The sequence below is a fragment of the Alloalcanivorax xenomutans genome (genome assembly GCF_032810065.1).
Classification (GTDB): domain Bacteria; phylum Pseudomonadota; class Gammaproteobacteria; order Pseudomonadales; family Alcanivoracaceae; genus Alloalcanivorax; species Alloalcanivorax xenomutans.
Map to the genome: position 1 here is coordinate 3,159,849 of NZ_CP136538.1, position 17,553 is coordinate 3,177,401.

At 62.3% G+C, this 17,553-nt stretch carries 12 protein-coding genes; 5 read left to right on the forward strand and 7 right to left on the reverse strand.

Features of this window, described 5'->3' with window-relative positions:
* Window positions 1-67: 67 nt before the first annotated feature.
* The 3 genes from glpK to RYH70_RS14510 all read right to left on the reverse strand — a co-directional run bounded on the left by glpK (window position 68) and on the right by RYH70_RS14510 (window position 4,121).
* Window positions 68-1,537 (reverse strand): glycerol kinase GlpK, encoded by a 1,470-nt coding sequence (gene glpK, locus RYH70_RS14500; protein WP_317009324.1) that lies wholly within the window; start codon window positions 1,535-1,537, stop codon window positions 68-70.
* A gap of 151 nt (window positions 1,538-1,688) precedes the next feature.
* Entirely contained in the window at window positions 1,689-3,302 is a 1,614-nt protein-coding gene (locus RYH70_RS14505; RefSeq protein ID WP_317009325.1) for an ATP-binding protein, read from the reverse strand.
* 96 nt (window positions 3,303-3,398) lie between these two features.
* Window positions 3,399-4,121, reverse strand: coding sequence for a response regulator (locus RYH70_RS14510; protein ID WP_014995605.1), 723 nt, complete (start codon window positions 4,119-4,121; stop codon window positions 3,399-3,401).
* Window positions 4,122-4,772: 651 nt separating this feature from the next.
* On the opposite strand from RYH70_RS14510, the gene RYH70_RS14515 reads away from it, so the two are divergent.
* The 4 genes from RYH70_RS14515 (at window position 4,773) to RYH70_RS14530 (ending at window position 11,286) form a co-directional block, all read left to right on the forward strand.
* Window positions 4,773-7,649, forward strand: coding sequence for a ribonucleoside-diphosphate reductase subunit alpha (locus RYH70_RS14515; RefSeq protein WP_316308607.1), 2,877 nt, complete (start codon window positions 4,773-4,775; stop codon window positions 7,647-7,649).
* 125 nt (window positions 7,650-7,774) lie between these two features.
* Window positions 7,775-9,088, forward strand: coding sequence for a ribonucleotide-diphosphate reductase subunit beta (locus tag RYH70_RS14520; protein ID WP_055098876.1), 1,314 nt, complete (start codon window positions 7,775-7,777; stop codon window positions 9,086-9,088).
* A 135-nt stretch (window positions 9,089-9,223) separates the two neighbouring features.
* Window positions 9,224-9,436, forward strand: a complete 213-nt coding sequence (locus RYH70_RS14525; RefSeq protein ID WP_014995608.1) for a hypothetical protein — start codon at window positions 9,224-9,226, stop codon at window positions 9,434-9,436.
* A 206-nt stretch (window positions 9,437-9,642) separates the two neighbouring features.
* Window positions 9,643-11,286: an acetolactate synthase large subunit gene (locus RYH70_RS14530; RefSeq protein ID WP_022995744.1), complete on the forward strand. Its 1,644-nt coding sequence runs from the start codon at window positions 9,643-9,645 to the stop codon at window positions 11,284-11,286.
* Between the two features lie 41 nt (window positions 11,287-11,327).
* Here RYH70_RS14530 and RYH70_RS14535 read toward each other — a convergent pair whose 3' ends face one another.
* On the reverse strand, window positions 11,328-12,221 hold the full coding sequence (locus RYH70_RS14535; protein WP_317009326.1) for an SMP-30/gluconolactonase/LRE family protein: 894 nt from the start codon (window positions 12,219-12,221) through the stop codon (window positions 11,328-11,330).
* A 515-nt stretch (window positions 12,222-12,736) separates the two neighbouring features.
* Between RYH70_RS14535 and RYH70_RS14540 the strand changes: the two genes are divergently transcribed.
* Window positions 12,737-13,234, forward strand: a complete 498-nt coding sequence (locus RYH70_RS14540; RefSeq protein ID WP_317009327.1) for a DinB family protein — start codon at window positions 12,737-12,739, stop codon at window positions 13,232-13,234.
* An 8-nt stretch (window positions 13,235-13,242) separates the two neighbouring features.
* On the opposite strand, the gene RYH70_RS14545 is transcribed toward RYH70_RS14540, so the two are convergent.
* Genes RYH70_RS14545 through RYH70_RS14555 form a run of 3 tightly spaced genes read right to left on the reverse strand, consistent with a single transcriptional unit; the run spans window position 13,243 to window position 17,515 of the window.
* Window positions 13,243-14,952, reverse strand: coding sequence for a cation:proton antiporter (locus tag RYH70_RS14545; protein ID WP_317009328.1), 1,710 nt, complete (start codon window positions 14,950-14,952; stop codon window positions 13,243-13,245).
* Window positions 14,916-15,935, reverse strand: a complete 1,020-nt coding sequence (locus RYH70_RS14550) for an AraC family transcriptional regulator (protein WP_317009329.1) — start codon at window positions 15,933-15,935, stop codon at window positions 14,916-14,918. Before RYH70_RS14550 ends, RYH70_RS14545 begins: the two co-directional genes overlap by 37 nt.
* 14 nt (window positions 15,936-15,949) lie before the next feature.
* The gene (locus tag RYH70_RS14555) at window positions 15,950-17,515 is read right to left on the reverse strand and encodes a Na/Pi cotransporter family protein (RefSeq protein WP_080531327.1); all 1,566 of its coding nucleotides are present in this window, start codon (window positions 17,513-17,515) and stop codon (window positions 15,950-15,952) included.
* Window positions 17,516-17,553 lie beyond the last annotated feature (38 nt).

Here is a 17,553-nt window from a genome sequence, read left to right on the forward strand (position 1 = left end):
TAAAAGAAAGTCACATCCCCTGGGGCGCCTCACACCCCCTGAGGCGCCTCACATCACCCGGCGCATCTCACATCACCCGGCGCACCGCCGCCTGCCAGTCCTGGTAGCGCCGTTCACGTTCCTTCTCCTCCAGCGACGGCAGGAAGGAGCGCTCGCAACGCCAGTGATCACCCACATGGGCCAGATCGCTGTACCAGCCGCACCCGAGCCCGGCCAGATAGGCGGCGCCCAAAGCCGTGGTTTCGGTCACGTCCGGGCGGTCCACCTGGATCCCCAGCACATCCGCCAGGGTCTGGCTGAGCCAGTTGTTCACCACCATGCCGCCATCCACCCGCAAGGTGGTGGGCCGCCGCCGGCAGTCCGCCGCCATCGCCTCCAGGAGGTCCCGGGACTGGTAGCAAACCGCCTCCAGACCGGCGGTGACCACCTCGGCGATACCGGTATCCCGGGTCAGCCCCAGCAAGGCACCGCGGGCATGAGGATCCCACCAGGGCGCTCCCAGCCCGGTGAACGCCGGCACCAGATAGACGCCGCGCGAGGAACCGGCACGACGCGCCAGCGCCTCGGTTTCACTGGCGTGGGAAATCAGATTAAGGCCGTCGCGCAACCACTGGATGGCGGCGCCGGCGACGAAGATGGAGCCTTCCAACGCGTAGGTGGTTTCGCCGCCAAGGCGATAACCCACGGTGGTCAGCAGACGGTTCTCCGAGGTCACCGCGGCGCCGGTGTTCATGATCATGAAGCAGCCGGTGCCGTAGGTGCTCTTGACCATGCCCGGCTGGAAACAGGCCTGTCCCACCAACGCCGCCTGCTGGTCGCCGGCGATCCCCGCCACCATCACCGGCGCTCCCAGCAGCTCCGGCGCGGTGACCCCGAAATCACCGGCGCTGTCACGCACCTCCGGCAGCAGGGCGGCGGGGATGTTGAACAGGCTCAGCAGGGTATCGTCCCAGCGCTGCTCGTGAATATTGAACAACAGCGTGCGCGAGGCATTGGTGGCGTCGGTGGCATGCACCTTGCCACGGGTGAGCTTCCATAACAGCCAGCAATCAATGGTGCCGAAAGCCAGATCACCGGCCTCGGCCCGCGCCCGGGCCCCTTCCACGGTATCCAGTAGCCAGGCCAGCTTGGTGGCGGAGAAATACGGGTCAAGCAACAAGCCGGTGCGCTCGCGCACGGTGTCCTCGTGCCCCTGATCCTTCAATTGCTGGCACAAGGCGGCGGTACGACGGTCCTGCCAGACGATGGCGGGCGCCACCGGTTCACCGGTGGCACGGTCCCACAGCACCGTGGTCTCGCGCTGGTTGGTGATTCCGATGGCCGCCAGTTGCGCCGCCTCCACCGCTGCGTTACGCAACGCCTGCCGGCACAACGCCAGCACATCATTCCAGATTTCCTGAGCGTCGTGCTCGACCCAGCCGTCCTGGGGGAAATGCTGCTTGAACTCCTTTTGCGCCTGCCCCACCGCGGTCCCATCGCGATCAAACACAATGGCGCGGGAACTGGTGGTGCCCTGGTCGATGGCGAGGATGTACATGAAAACCCCGGGAATCAGTTAATAATTAATAGTGAACAGTTAACAGCGAAAGACAAAACCAAAGCGCAAAAAACGAGGCAAGGAGCTCAGCACCCTTCGATATCGCTTCGCGCGCTGTCAACTATTCACTATTCCCTGTTAATTGCTCTTCTTATCTTCCCAGCACATGCTGGCGCTGCTGTTCGCGGGGCAGGATAACCTGGAAACGGGCGCCGCCCCAGTCGCTTTCCAGCACCCTCACTTCGCCGCCGTGCCAGTCGACAATACGCTTGACGATGGACAGCCCCAGGCCGTAGCCGCCGCTGGCACGATGGCGGGATTGGTCCAGGCGGGCGAAGGGTTTGAACACCCGCTCACGTTGATGTTCCGGGATCCCCGAACCGTCGTCGTCCACGTCCAGCACCACCCGTTCACCGTCTCCTTCCAGGCGTATGGTCATGCGAATGCGCGCCTGCGCGTAGCGCAAAGCGTTGGTGACCAGATTCTGCAGGATACGGTGCAGGTAGCGGGGGTCGCCATCCACGGCCAGGGTCCGGTCCCCTTCCACGTCGATCACGATGTCCCCGCGAATCGTGTCCAGTTCCCCTCGCAACTGCTCGCACACTTCCACCAGATACACCGGCTGGAAATCGATGGTCGGCGTGCCCTGCTCCAGCCGCGCGTAGGTAAGAATCTCATCGATCAATTGATCCAGTTGGTCAATGTCCCGGTCCAGAGCATCCAGCCGCTCCCGGCGGGCCTCGGCGGATTCACTGTCGGCCAGCATTTCCAGGCCGAAACGCAGCCGTGCCACCGGCGTGCGCAACTCGTGGGAGACCGCCCGGGTCATCTCCCGCTGAGCATGGATCAACCGGCGGATGTGGGCGGTCATGCCGTTGAAGGTGGCGGCCAGCTGGCCGATGGAGTCGCCGCCGCGAACGTCGGCGTGGGCGGTAAGATCGCCGCCGCCGAGCCGTTTCACCGCCCGCTCGAGATGACGCAGCCGGGTTTGCAACGGCCGGACCTGGAGATAGGTGGACAACGCCACCAGACATAAGGCCAGCAAGCTGGCGATCACCAGTAATTCCCAGGGGAACGGATCGAACAGGGTCATCGGCCCGAGCACCAGCACCCGGTGGTCCCGTGGGATGGGCACGTAAAGGTAGAGGGTGGCGTCCCGGCGCGTGCTGTCGGTGAGCAGCAGCACCATCTCGTTGCGGTCCAGGCGCTGGTACTGTTCCTCGTCCAGACCGACTTCCCCCCACTCCGCCAAGGACAGCGGAAACCCGAAGTACGGCACCAGCCGCGCCAGGGACTGGGCCCGCTGCTCCGGCGCCACCGCCTTGAGGCGGTCCAGGATCAGACCGGCGGTGGCGCGCGCCTGCTGCTCGGAGAGACGTTCAAGACTGGTAACCAGATAATCGTCGCCGCCGGGAACGTGATACAGCACGGTGATCCGTTCGGACTCCCGGTGTTCGCGGATCACCACCCGGCCTTCGTCCAGGTGCAACCGCTCCCGGTAGGTCAGGCTGAGGTCCGCCCCCGGGTGTATCCGCAGGGACGCGCCAAGCCGGCGGCTCATTTCCCGCAACCATTCGGCACGGTCGGCTCCGGACTGCTCCCGCAGCCCCTCCCCGAGCAGAAAGAAAGTCCCCTCCGCCATGCGCTCGCGGTACTGACCGGCACGGTACTGATTGATCAGATCAACGCCGACATAGGTGGCGGCACCGATGATCAGCAGGGCCACCAGGATGCCACCGTAGATGCGCACAAAAATGCTGTTCAAGAGGCCTCTCCGGTCAACCCGGGCAAGTGGCGCCAACAGCCGCGCCCGCGCCGCCGACGCCGGTCACGGCGCGGCGGGGAAGCGGGCACGGTGTCTTCAACCGGAACTCATTTCCTTGACGAACAGGTAGCCCTTGGAACGTACGGTCTTGATACGCTTGGGATTTTCCGGGTCGTCACCGACTTTCGGGCGGATCCGGGAAATGCGCACGTCGATGGAACGGTCCTGGCCATCGTACTGGATGCCGCGGAGTTTCTCGAAGATGGTCTCCCGGGACAGCACGGTGCCGGCATTGGAGGCCAATAACCAGAGCAGATCGTATTCGGCGCTGGTGAGATCCACGGATTCGCCTCTCAGCGTCACTTCACGGGCGGCGTTGTCGATCACCAGGGCACCGAATTCAAGACGGGCCGGTGAGTTGTCACGCTCGTTGTCGGTTTCCACCCGCCGCAGCAGGGCGCGGATCCGCGCCAGCAATACCCGCGGCTTGACCGGTTTGGCGACGTAATCGTCGGCGCCCATCTCCAACCCCAGCACCTGATCCATGTCGTCGGTGCGGGCGGTCAGCATCAGGATCGGCTTTTTGTACGCCCCCCTGACTTCCCGGCACACCGTCAGACCGTCCGCCCCCGGCAGCATCAGATCCAGTACCACCAGATCCGGTTGCTCGGCGCGGATCCGGCGGATCGCGTCTTCCCCATCGCGCACCACGGTAACGGCGAGGCCGTTGGATTCCAGGTATTCTCGAGTCAGGTCGGCGAGGCGGTCATCGTCCTCGACGATCATGATGGTCGGCGGGTTATCCTGCACGGTTGTCATCCCGTCGTTATCCTTATCCGTTTCTGTTCACAAGGGACCGGGTTGCCCCGGTACAAACTGCCCCACCCCCAGTGGCGTGGCGATATTCTTCTTTTAGCGCATACACCCCGGCGGCGGCAACCATGGCGGTGGCGGCAAGATGACACAATATATGGGATAGCGGCGCCGCACTACCAGTGTCATTTCCGGCGCCGGAAAAGACTCACAGAAGTTCACACATTATCCACAGGATTTCCCCAGGCCGGCATCTTGCAAATCCGCCCGCTCGACTATAACTTGTACCCAATCAGAACCAGCAACCCAATATATTGGGTTTTGTAAAATGTCACCGCCCCGTTGTTCGGTCATGGCCGAAGGCAGTTGGAAACGGTGGCGGGCCGGCGCCACGGGGCCGGCGGCAGCTTCTCCCGCTGGGTACCCGGCCCATCCGGGCACACAAGATATAGTGGTATCCAGGCATCACGGGCGCACGGAAAAGGCGGAAGAAGACGGTGAAAGCGGCGCCAGGGCCGCGACGGGCCTCGCGGAAGCAGGTCGCGACACCGGACAGAACACGGATCCGACACCACGGCAGCACCACAACGACGCTGCCCCGGCCAGCCGGGCCGGACACTAAACAGCATCGCACCACACTTTTACGGAGAGGGCATCATGCAAACGGAGATGAATCGCGACTCGCAACCCGACGACCGCGATGCGATCGACATCGAGGACGCAGGCGTATCCACCACCGCCCCGGGCCAGCTGCGCGTGATCAAACGCAACGGCAAGGTGGTTCCCTACGATGACGACAAAATCACCGTCGCCATCACCAAGGCTTTCCTGGCCGTGGAGGGCGGCACCGCCGCGGCTTCCTCGCGCATCCACGACACCGTCGCCCGGCTCACCGAGCAGGTCAGTGCCACCTTCAAGCGCCGCATGCCCTCCGGTGGCACCATCCACATCGAGGAAATCCAGGACCAGGTGGAATTGGCGCTGATGCGCGGCGGCGAACACAAGGTGGCGCGCGATTACGTCCTCTACCGTGAGCAGCAGGCCCGCAAACGCGCCGAGCGCGACAGCCAGTTCCCCGAGCCCACCCATCAGGTGGATCTGACCGTGACCATGGAAGACGGCAGCCGCGCGCCGCTGGACATGGGCCGCCTGGAACACCTGATCCGCGAGGCCTGCCGCGGCCTGGATTACGTGGACGCCGACAAGATCATCGCCGAGACCGTCAAGAACCTGTACGACGGCGTCTCCATCAAGGACGTGAACACCTCCATGGTGATCACCGCCCGCACCCTGATCGAGGTGGAGCCGAACTATTCCCTGGTCACCGCCCGCCTGCTGCTGGACAAGATCCGCGCCGAAGCGCTGCAGTACCTGGACGTGGCCGAGCGCGCCAACCAGGAAGAGATGGAAGCGCTGTACAGCCAGACTTTCGCCGCTTACGTGCACAAAGGGATCGAGTGTGAGCTGCTGAACCGGGAACTGGCGGATTTCGATCTGGAAAAACTGGGTGCCGCGCTCAAGGGCGAGCGCGACCTGCAGTTCTCCTACCTGGGTCTGCAAACCCTGTACGACCGTTATTTCATCCACCATAACGACACCCGCATCGAGCTGCCGCAGTGCTTCTTCATGCGTGTCGCCATGGGTCTGGCGCTGCGCGAGGACAACCGCGAAGAGCGTGCCATCGAGTTCTACAATCTGCTGTCCAGCTTCGATTACATGAGCTCCACGCCGACCCTGTTCAACGCCGGCACCCTGCGTCCGCAGCTCTCCAGCTGCTACCTGACCACGGTGCCCGATGATCTGTCCGGCATTTACAGCGCCATCCACGACAACGCCATGCTGAGCAAATTCGCTGGCGGCCTGGGCAACGACTGGACCCCGGTGCGGGCGCTGGGCTCCTACATCAAGGGCACCAACGGCAAATCCCAGGGCGTGGTGCCGTTCCTGAAAGTGGTCAACGACACCGCGGTGGCGGTGAACCAGGGCGGCAAGCGCAAAGGCGCGGTCTGCGCCTACCTGGAAACCTGGCACATGGACATCGAGGAATTCCTCGAGCTGCGCAAGAACACCGGTGACGACCGCCGCCGTACCCACGACATGAACTCCGCCAACTGGATCCCGGATCTGTTCATGAAGCGGGTGGTGAACGAGCAGGAGTGGACCCTGTTCAGCCCCAACGACACGCCGGACCTGCACGATCTCTACGGTGAAGCGTTCGAGCAACGCTACAACGAATACGAGGAAATGACCCGTGACGGCCGCATCAAGCACTACAAGCGGCTGCCGGCCATCAATCTGTGGCGCAAGATGCTCTCCATGCTGTTCGAGACCGGCCACCCCTGGTTCACCTTCAAGGATCCGTGCAACCTGCGCAGCCCGCAGCAGCACGTGGGCGTGGTGCACTCCTCCAACCTGTGCACCGAGATCACCCTGAACACCAACCGCGAGGAAATCGCGGTGTGTAACCTGGGTTCCGTGAACCTGGCCCAGCACATCGGCGACAACGGCCTGGACCGGGAAAAGCTGGCGCGCACCGTGAAAACCGCCGTGCGCATGCTGGATAACGTGATCGACATCAACTACTACAGCGTGCCGCAGGCGGAGAACTCCAACCTGAAGCACCGCCCGGTGGGCCTGGGCATCATGGGCTTCCAGGACGCGCTGTATAAGCAGGGCATCAGCTACGCTTCCGCCGACGCGGTGGCGTTCGCCGACCAGTCCATGGAAGCGGTGAGCTACTACGCGATCCAGGCTTCCGCCGATCTGGCCGAGGAGCGCGGCGCCTACCAGACCTTTGACGGGTCCCTGTGGAGCCAGGGCGTGCTGCCGATCGACTCCATCGACATCCTGGTGAAACAGCGTGGCGAGGACTACTGCAAGGTGGATCGCAGCCAGACCCTGGATTGGGACAGCGTGCGAGAAAGAGCGCGCAAGGGCATGCGCAACTCCAACGTGATGGCGATCGCGCCCACCGCCACCATCGCCAACATCACCGGCGTATCCCAATCCATCGAGCCCACGTATCAAAACCTGTACGTGAAATCGAACCTGTCCGGCGAATTCACCGTGGTCAACCCCTATCTGGTGAACGCGCTCAAGGAACGCGGTCTGTGGGACAACGTGATGGTCAACGACCTCAAGTACTACGACGGTTCCGTGCAGCCGATCGAGCGGGTGCCGGCGGACTTGAAGGAGCGTTTCCGCACCGCCTTCGAGGTGGAGCCGCGCTGGCTGGTGGAATCCGCCAGCCGCCGCCAGAAATGGATCGATCAGGCCCAGTCCCTGAACCTGTACATCGCCGAAGCCAACGGCAAAAAGCTGGATGTGACTTACAAAATGGCGTGGCTGCTGGGTCTGAAAACCACCTATTACCTGCGTGCCATCGGCGCCACCCAGACCGAGAAGTCCACGGTCAACGACAACAAGCTCAACCGGGTATCCGCCGTGGCGGAGGAGCCGGCCCAGTTCGACAAGGCGGCGGATGTACCGCAGGCCTGCTCCATCGACGACCCGGACTGCGAGGCGTGCCAGTAAGGACGCCGGGCGCCTGATGCCCGACGCCAAACGCCGTTCCATGCGTACGGCGCCGGGCATCAGGCCACTTACAGAATGCACCACCGGTGACGCCAAGACGTCACTCTGAAAGAATGGAGAGAATCATGCTGAGCTGGGACGATTTTGATGCGCAAGAGACGCCCGCCAACAAGCAGCCCCGCGTCACACAGCCGACGCCGCCGCAATCTGAGCCGGTCTCTGAGAAAGCGGCATCTGCACCTCAAGCACCGGCAGCGGGAAGTGCAGCGAATGCTGAACCTCAACAAGAGCGAGGAAGAGCCGCTGACGCCGCCAACGAAAGCCCCCGGGAACGCGCCCTGAGCGACGCCGTGGCCCGCGCGCAACAGGCCGTGGCGCAGATGGACGTGGCCGAGGGCGTGGCGGAGCTGGAAGGCACCGCCGGCCGCGTGCAGGTGGACGACAAACGCATGATCAACTGCCGGGCCGACCTCAACCAGTTGGTCCCCTTCAAGTACGACTGGGCCTGGCAGAAATACCTGGACGGCTGCGCCAACCACTGGATGCCCCAGGAAATCAACATGAACGCCGACCTGGCGCTGTGGAAGCGCGGCGACGGTCTGACCGAGGACGAGCGCCGCATCGTCAAGCGCAACCTGGGCTTCTTCTCCACCGCCGACTCCCTGGTGGCGAACAATCTGGTGCTGGCCATTTACCGGCTGATCACCAATCCGGAGTGCCGCCAGTACATTCTGCGTCAGTCCTTTGAGGAGGCGATTCACACCCACGCCTACCAGTACTGCATCGAATCCCTGGGCATGGACGAAGGCGAGATCTTCAACATGTACCGGGAAATCCCCTCCGTGGCCAAGAAAGCTCAATGGGGCATCCAGTACACCCGTGAGCTGTCCGACCCGGAATTCAAGACCGGCACCCCGGAAACCGACAAGGCGCTGCTGCAGAACCTGATCGCCTTCTACTGCGTACTGGAAGGTATTTTCTTCTATTGCGGCTTCACCCAGATTCTGTCCATGGGCCGCCGTAACAAGATGACCGGCGTGGCCGAACAGTTCCAGTACATCCTGCGCGACGAGTCCATGCACGTGAACTTCGGCGTCGACGTGATCAACCAGATCAAGCTGGAGAACCCGCACCTGTGGGACCAGGCCATGCGTGACAAGGCCACTCAGATGATCCTGGAAGGCACCGAACTGGAGATTCAGTACGCCCGCGATACCATGCCCCGTGGCGTGCTGGGTATGAACTCCGCGATGATGGAAGAGTACCTGCAGTTCATCGCCAACCGCCGTCTCACCCAGTTGGGCCTGCCCGAGCAGTTCAAGGGCGTGAGCAACCCCTTCCCCTGGATGAGCGAGATCATGGATCTGCGCAAGGAGAAGAACTTCTTCGAGACCCGGGTCACCGAGTATCAGGTCGGTGGAGCGCTGAGCTGGGACTGAGTCCGCCGGAAGGCAGCGGGGACCAATGGCGCTCGCTGCCTTTCATGGCCTGTTCCAACGGCCTGTCGGCATGACGGCAATTGTTCTCGTGCCATTTCCTTGGCACCATTCCCCTATCCATACAGGGAGGCCTTCATGAGCCAACACGATCAGGACCACGATACCCTAGAGGAAGCGCGGGAACTGCTCGACACCATAGAGCAGGTGGAAGAAGCCCTGACGGTGATGACCACCGTGGTGGCCCAGCTCAAGGAACAGGTGGCGACCCATCTGGAAGACGATACCGAGGAAATAACCGCCGAGGAATTCCTGGAGCGCTGCGAAAATCTGGCCGGCACCTGGCACTGAGTGAGTGCTCAAATTTGGTTAAGCCGGCGCTGATTGGATAATCCGATGACATCCATCAGCCAATCCACGCGCAACCGGGCGCCCAAGGCGTTATAGTGTGGGACGGCGTTGACCGGAAGGTCGCGCCGTCTTTTTACATGTTGCCGCACTGCTTTCCATGTAAGAGTTGCTGCACATAGAGTTGCTGCGTTAGGGAGTCCCTGTTCATGAAAGCGTCGGATCTCTTTGTCCGTGCCCTGGAAGCCGAAGGCGTCGAATACCTGTTCGCCATCCCCGGGGAAGAGAATCTGGATCTGTTGGAATCCCTGCGGGGATCCAAGAAAATCAACCTGGTCATTACCCGCCACGAGCAAGCCGCCGGTTTCATGGCCGCCACCTACGGCCGCCTCACCGGTAAGGCCGGCGTCTGTCTGTCCACCCTGGGGCCCGGTGCCACCAATCTGGTCACCGCCGCCGCCTACGCCCAGCTCGGCGCCATGCCGATGGTGATGATCACCGGCCAGAAGCCGATCAAATCCAGTAAACAGGGCCAGTTCCAGATTATCGACGTGGTCGACATGATGCGCCCGCTGACCAAGTTCACCAAGCAGGTGGTCAGCGGCGACACCATTCCCGCCCGCATCCGCGAGGCGTTCCGTCTGTCCCAGGAGGAGCGCCCCGGCGCCACTCATCTGGAGCTGCCGGAAGACATCGCCCGCGAACATTCCACCATGCCGGTATTGGAGCCGAGCCTGACGCGCCGGCCCATCGCCGAGGACAAGGCCATCTGCCGCGCCGTGGAGGCGATTCAGAACGCGCGCAAACCGCTGATCCTGGTGGGCGCCGGCGGCAACCGCAAGCTGACCAGCAAGATGCTGCGCCAGTTTATCGACAAGCTGGGCATTCCGGTGGTCACCACGCAGATGGGCAAAGGCGTGGTGGACGAAACCGGCCCCCACTTCCTTGGCAATACCGCGCTGTCCGATGGCGATTTCGTGCACCGCGCCATCAGCGCCGCCGACCTGATCATCAACATCGGCCATGACGTGGTGGAGAAGCCACCGTTCTTCATGCGCCCCGGCGGGCCGGAAGTGGTACACATCAACTTCAACTCCGCCCAGGTGGACCCGGTCTACTTCCCGCAAATCGAAGTGGTCGGCGATATCGCCAACAGCCTGTGGCAGCTCAAGGAGCGCCTGGACCCGCAGGAGCATTGGAGCTTCGCCGACTTCCACCGGGTACGCGATGCGCTGCAGAAGCACATCAACGAAGGTGCCCGTGACGACCGTTTCCCGATGCTGCCCCAGCGGCTGGTGCACGAGGTGCGCAAGGTGATGCCGGACGACGGCGTCATCGCCCTGGACAACGGCATGTACAAAATCTGGTTCGCCCGCAACTACCCGGCCACTCACCCCAACACGGTGTTGCTGGATAACGCTCTAGCCAGCATGGGCGCTGGCCTGCCCTCGGCGATGGCGGCGAAGATGGTCCATCCCAATCGCCGGGTTCTGTCAGTCTGCGGCGACGGCGGCTTCATGATGAATTCCCAGGAGCTGGAAACGGCTGTGCGCATGGGGCTGGATCTGGTGGTGCTGATTCTGCGTGATGACGGCTACGGCATGATCAAGTGGAAACAGAGCCAGATGGACTTCCACGATTTCGGTCTGGATTTCCGCAATCCGGATTTCGTCGCCTATGCCAAGGCCTATGGCGCCGAAGGGCACCGGGTGGAAAGCAGCGATCAACTGGTTCCTCTGGTGGAGAGCTGCTTCGAGGCCGGTGGCGTTCACGTCATCGACCTGCCGGTGGACTACTCCCAGAACGACCGCATTCTCAACCAGGAAATCCGCGAGTTGAGCAGCAGGGTCTGAGCCAACGGCACCGTTCCCGCGCCATGCGGGAACGGTGCCGTCTAACGCCAGTATTGCAGCCTCGCCCAATCCGCCCCGGGACGCGGAACCCGAAACGACTCCACCAATCCCGTCTTGTCCACGGTGACGAACACCTGCCGCCCGTCCTCACCACCGAAGGCCAGATTGGTGGGGTGCTTGCCACTCAATGCCACGACACGCCGCACTTCTCCCAACGGCGACACCACCGCCACTTCGCCAGCACCGTAGCGCGCCACATACAGATTGCCATCAACGTCCGCGCGCATGCCATCCAGTTTGTGATCCGGAAATTCAATCAGCACCCTGCCGTTACCCAGGCTGCCATCAGCGCTCACGTCAAAGACGCGGATGCGCCGCTGCACGGTTTCGTTCACGTAAAGCTGTCCGCCATTCGGGCTCAGGGTGATGCCGTTGGTGGTGCCCAGATCACCGGCGACGATACGCGCCCGCCCGGCGGGGCTCACATACCAGACCCGGCCCGTGCCGCTTTTCCAATCCGGATCACTGGCGTAGATACCACCATCGGCGGCAATGGTCAGGTCATTGGGCTGATGCATGCTTGGCTCATGGACCCAGATACGGACACTCTTGTCCCGAAGGTCAATGCGCAGCAGATTATGGCCGCGATGGTCGGCGGCATAGAGGAAGCCATCCGGGCCGAAGCGCAAACCGCTGGCCACGCTGCCTCGCGGCAACGTCAGGAACAGGGCCGACTGGAACCGTCCGCTTATCACCCCAAGGGTCCCCGGCCGCTGGTAGTTGACCACCAGCAGCCGTCCATCCGGTGCCACCACCGGCCCTTCGATCCCGCGCGGGAAAGTCCCCTTCGCCACCCAGTCCCGGGGCGCCCACTCCTCGGCCAGCGCCGGCATGCTCAGCGCCCACAGCGCCATGCCGACCGCGATCTTCGCCACAAAACCGACTCCTCTTCGTCATCCCGATTTCATACAGCCTTGCTTAGCTTGGGAACGCGGTTTTCCCGCCCGCGTCGCTTTACGACTACGGCCCCGTCCATGGTGGGCCACCATCGGGCCGCCAGCAACGCCGGCCGGCACCAACGGATTCATAATCCGGCGCAGCGGAGTGATTCCGTAGTGGCACCCTGAATAACAATCGCGCACTCCTTGAAGACGCCTCCCGGGGCGTCTCTTTTTTTGTGACCGCCGTCCATGGCGGTCACCCTGCGGGCCGTCGCTCGAGCGACGTCAAAAATCGTTCCCGACGATTTTTTGTGGGCCGCCGCCCATGGCAGCCACCTTGCGGCCCAATTCGCTGGCAAGCCAGCTTCCCACACAGGGGCCGCGAAGTCGCTGTGGGAAGCGAGTTCACTCGCGAACAGCGAGCATCCCCGGTATCAAACCACGATTGGCAAGCCCCGGATTACCTGCCAACATCCCTGCCTTGAACGGCTCAATCCCCGGAGGTTGTCATGTGGTTAACGCACTACTCGACACTGGCACGCTACAACCAGTGGCAAAACCGGCAACACTACCAACTCTGTGCCAAACTGGACGACACCCAGCGCAAGGCGGACCGGGGCCTGTTCTTCCACTCCATCCACGGCACGCTCAACCATCTGCTGCTCACCGACCGGCTGTGGCTGGGCCGGTTCCTCGACCGCCCTTTTCAGGTCCGGAGCCTGGATCAGGAGCTGTATGAGGATTTCGATCAATTATGGCGGGAGCGGGAAAGTACCGATCAGGCCATCCTTGACTACATCGCCGGACTTGAGGAAAGCCGTCTGGACGGTGAGCTCAGCTACGTCTCCGCTTCCACCGGCCAATCCCGAAGCTATCCATTGCGGCTGTGTCTGACGCATTTTTTCAATCACCAGACCCACCATCGCGGCCAGCTCACCACCGCCTACGGCCAACTGGGCCATGATGTGGGTATCACCGATCTGATCTTCATGCCCAGGTCTCCATAACCGGGCTTTCAGTCCCGTTCCAACTCCTCGGTTTGAAGGCTGCTCAACTGTGCGCAAACCAACTCCGCGGCGTAATCCGCCGCATCCTGGTATGGGCGCAGCACCTGCCCAACGCCAGCTTCCTCCAGAACCTGGCCGTCCCGTTCGTGATGTACGGTCACCGCCAGACGTCCACCGTAGCCCCGCTCCGTCAACGCCAGCCCCAAGCCACGATTCAAACCCAAGTCCGGTACGGTGCTGATCACCCACTGTATCGAGTCTAGCGGCAGATGTTCGATGAATTCGTGGCTCTCAATATCGCCGTAAGCAACATTCAGTCCTTGCCGCTGGTACTCCCTCACCACCTCCGGATCAAAGTCGAGACCCAACACGGCGACACCCGCATCGCGAAGCCGGTGCACCAGACGCCCCCCATAGCGCCCCAAACCAAACACCAGTACTTGGGTGTTCCCGATGGAAGCTCCGGCCTCCTCCGCTTCACGGTAGGGATTGCGGCGCTCAAAGTGGGTCAACCAGGGCGATAACCACTCATAGAGTTTGTGGGAGTACAGAATCATATAGGTGGAGATAGTGATAGTGACAATCCCCACCAGGGTGATCAGGCCGAGGGCGTTATCATTGATATGGCCAAGAGTAATGCCCATGGCCATGAAGATGATGGAAAATTCACTGATCTGCGCCACGGTCAAACCAGCCAGGAAGCCGGTACGCCGGCGATACCCCATGGCCCCCATGATCACGATTACTACCAGTGGGTTACCGATTAATACGAACAACGAGAACACCAGGGCCGCGGATAACTCTTCTCCCAGGGCCGCGAATTGCAACTGCGATCCAAGGTGCACGAAAAAAAACAGCAACAGAAAATCCCGGACGCTGGTTAGTCGTGCGCTTACCGCTTCACGGTAGGGTGTGGAGGCCAGGGAAAATCCTGCCAGAAACGCTCCCACTTCCTTGCTGAAGCCCACATAATCCCCCAATGCCGCCGCCGAGGTACCCCAAGCGATACAAAACAGCAGCATCAACTCCGGCGACTTCGCCAGCAAATGCATCAAGGACGGCAGCAAATAGCGCATGGCCAGCACCACCAACAGAGCCGCCGTCAGCAACTTGCCAATAATCGACAGTAACAGCAGCCCGGTGCTCTCCACATCCAGCCCCTTGGAGATACTGAGACTACCCACCACCATCATCGCCAGTACCACGGCGATATCCTGGACAATCAAAAAGCCCATGGCGATACGACCGTGCAGAGAGTCGATCTCTTTTTTATCCGACAACAACTTGACGATAATAATGGTGCTGGAGAACGTCAGCGCCACCGCTACGTAAAGTGCTTTGATGCTGTCAAAGCCCAGCATCAACCCGATCACATAGCCAAGAACAATAGTGAAGGTTAGCTGGCCAAGACCGGTGGCCAGCGCCACCGGCCCCAGGTTGCGCACCAGGTGCATGTCCAGCTTCAGCCCGACCACGAACAGCAAAATAGTGACACCTATTTCCGCCAGCAACGAAACCTGCTGCTCCATCCCGATCAGATCGAGCCCGGCCGGCCCCACCAGAATTCCCACGAGGATGAAACCGACCAGCAAGGGCTGTTTCAAGCGCACCGCCAGTACTCCCACCAAAGTGGAGATGAACAGCAAGGCGGCGAATTCGTAGTATTGATGTTCCATGGTCATCATTCCCAGGAAATAGGGTTCGAGGTCGCCACCCATTCGCGGCGCCAGCGCTTGGGGCCGACCCCGGCCCATTGACGAAACGCCCGGGTAAAGGCGCTGTGCTCGGAGTAACCGAGCAGTGCCGCCACTTCCGTCAATTCCAGGCGGCCATCCGCCAGGTATTCCCGGGCCAGCTGGTAGCGGACTCGCTGTAACACCGCCTGGAACGTCTCCCCCTGTTCCGCCAAACGGCGTTGCATGGTACGCGCACTGACATGATAGCGCTCCGCCAGTGCTTCCAGCGTCGGCCGCCCTTCGCGCATCAAACGCACCAGATCGGCGTCGTAGGGCGACCCCGCGCGCGGCTGACGTTCCAGTAACGACTGCGCCTGCCGGTCGAGGATATCCACCAGGCCCGGGTCCGGCGCGCCCAGCGGCAGCGCCAGATAGGTCAGCGGTATCCGCAATACCGTCCACGCGCAATCGAAGCGCACCTCGGCACCGAAAAACGCCTGATAAGGCGCCGGATCCGCTGGTTCTGGATTGACGAAATGCACCGCTTCCACCGGCAAATCCCGGCCCACCAGGTTGCGAATGAACTGCACCACCGCCGCCACGCCGGTTTCATCCACCAGCGCGCCCGGGCGGCCGCGTTCCACTCCCCAACGCACTTCCAGACTGTCGCCCACGGTGGCCACCCGGGCCGGATTCACGTCATAAACCAGCCGGTGATATCGCTCCAGCCGTGCCAGCGCTTCGCCCAGTGTGCCGCAGTGGGACACCACATAGCCAAGCACATCGAAATGCCGGGCGGTGATGGTACGCGCCACCGCCAACCCCAGGGCCGGCTCATCCAGGTGCTGGCTGGCAATCTCAAGACTGTGCCGCCAGAACGCCAGCGGCACTTTCTCCAACCCATCCTCGGCCAGCACCGTCGGCGCGCCCAGCAGGGTCTCGGCCTCCACCCCCTGGCTTTCCAGGTAATCGTAAAGCAACCGCACATAGGCGGCGGCCACATAATTATCGGCGGAAGTCGTCATTGTAGTATCGTTGATCATGGTAGCGGTGCCTGTTGCTCGGGATCATCGAGCAGAGCACGGAGATGTACCGTGGCCCGCCACCATTGTTCCAGAAAGCGGCGGGACAAACTCAAGTCCTGCAAGGCCAGATCCAACGTATAGCGTGTCAGCGCGCCGTCCATGGCGCGTTGCATCAAAGCGTCCTTGACCTGCTCGTAGGCGAAACGCAACGGCTCCGTGGGATCCCCCCCGCGCCGCAGTTGCTGGTGCATTTGCTCGAACCAGGCCGCCAGTACCGCCATGGCGACCTCATGATCCGGCTGCCGGATCATTTGGCGGCCATGCTCGTTCATCCCGGCCAGAGCATCTTCCATGTTGGAAAGGTTCAACTGGATCCGCCAGCCGATACGAAAGCCATTCACCTGTTCCTCGGTGAGCTGTTGCCGACCGGCCATGGCCAGAAAATCACCCAATCCCGCCAGCAGCTGGCGCCGCTCGGCGATGCCCTTGAGACGCTCGTCATGAGGCCGCGGCAAGCCACCGAGCGCATCTGGATAGCGCGCAAGGATCCGTTCGATCTCCCTGGCCAGCGCCGTCCTTGCCGCGTCCGGCAAATCCGCCACGTTACGATCCAGGAACTGCAACTGCGCCGTGGCCCGTTGACGTTCCTTGAAGCGCGTCAGCAAAAAACGCGTCAGCACCGGCTCCAATGGCCACATCAGCACTATGCCCAAGGCATTGAACGCGGTATGAAACAGAGCCAGCTGCCCCGGCGGCGCCAGCCCCCAACCACTGGCGACAGCCACGACCAGATCGACGCCGGGCCCCAGTAACGCCAACGCGACCAGCGCGGTCAGCAGATTGAACAACACATGGGCCACCGCCAAACGCCGGGCCTGAACGGTGGCACCGAGGGTGGACAGCAGCGCCGTGGACGTGGTGCCCACGTTGGCGCCGATCACCAGCGCCGCGGCGCCGCCGAAATCGATCACGCCACCGGCCAGGGCGGTGAGCACCACCGCCAGGGCGGCACTGGAAGACTGCATCAAGGTGGTCAGCAGCACGCCTATTCCCACCATCAGCACCAACGGCTGGCCCGCCATGCCCAGCGACAGCCGCTCTCCCATCTGGCCAAAGCCGGAGGACAGCACCTGGATACCCATGAACAGCAAGCCGAATCCCGCCAAGGCCATGCCAAGGCTGCGGTAACGGTCAAAAGGGGCGAACACGCGCAGCAGCGCACCCACCCCGATGATGGGCAAGGCGAACAGGTCGATCTTGAAGCTGAAGCCGATCATCGCCACCAGCCACGCCGTCAGAGTGGTTCCCAGATTACTGCCGAAAATCACCCAAACCGCCCGCTCGAAGCGCAACAATCCGGTATTGACGAACCCCAGGGCCGCCACGGTGACAGCGCTTGAGGATTGCACCATGACGGTCAACAAAGTGCCCGATACCAGGCCGCGCCACCGGCTCGAGGTCCAGGAGGACAGCAGCCGCTCCAGGGAGGGTCCGGCGGCGACCCGCAAGCCTTCGGTGATCAACCACATGCCCAGCAAGAACAGTCCCAGACCGCCCAGGCTGGCGCTTATGTACCCCATGTGCCTTCTCTCTGACCGTGTTTCGCGCCCTTGTCGTC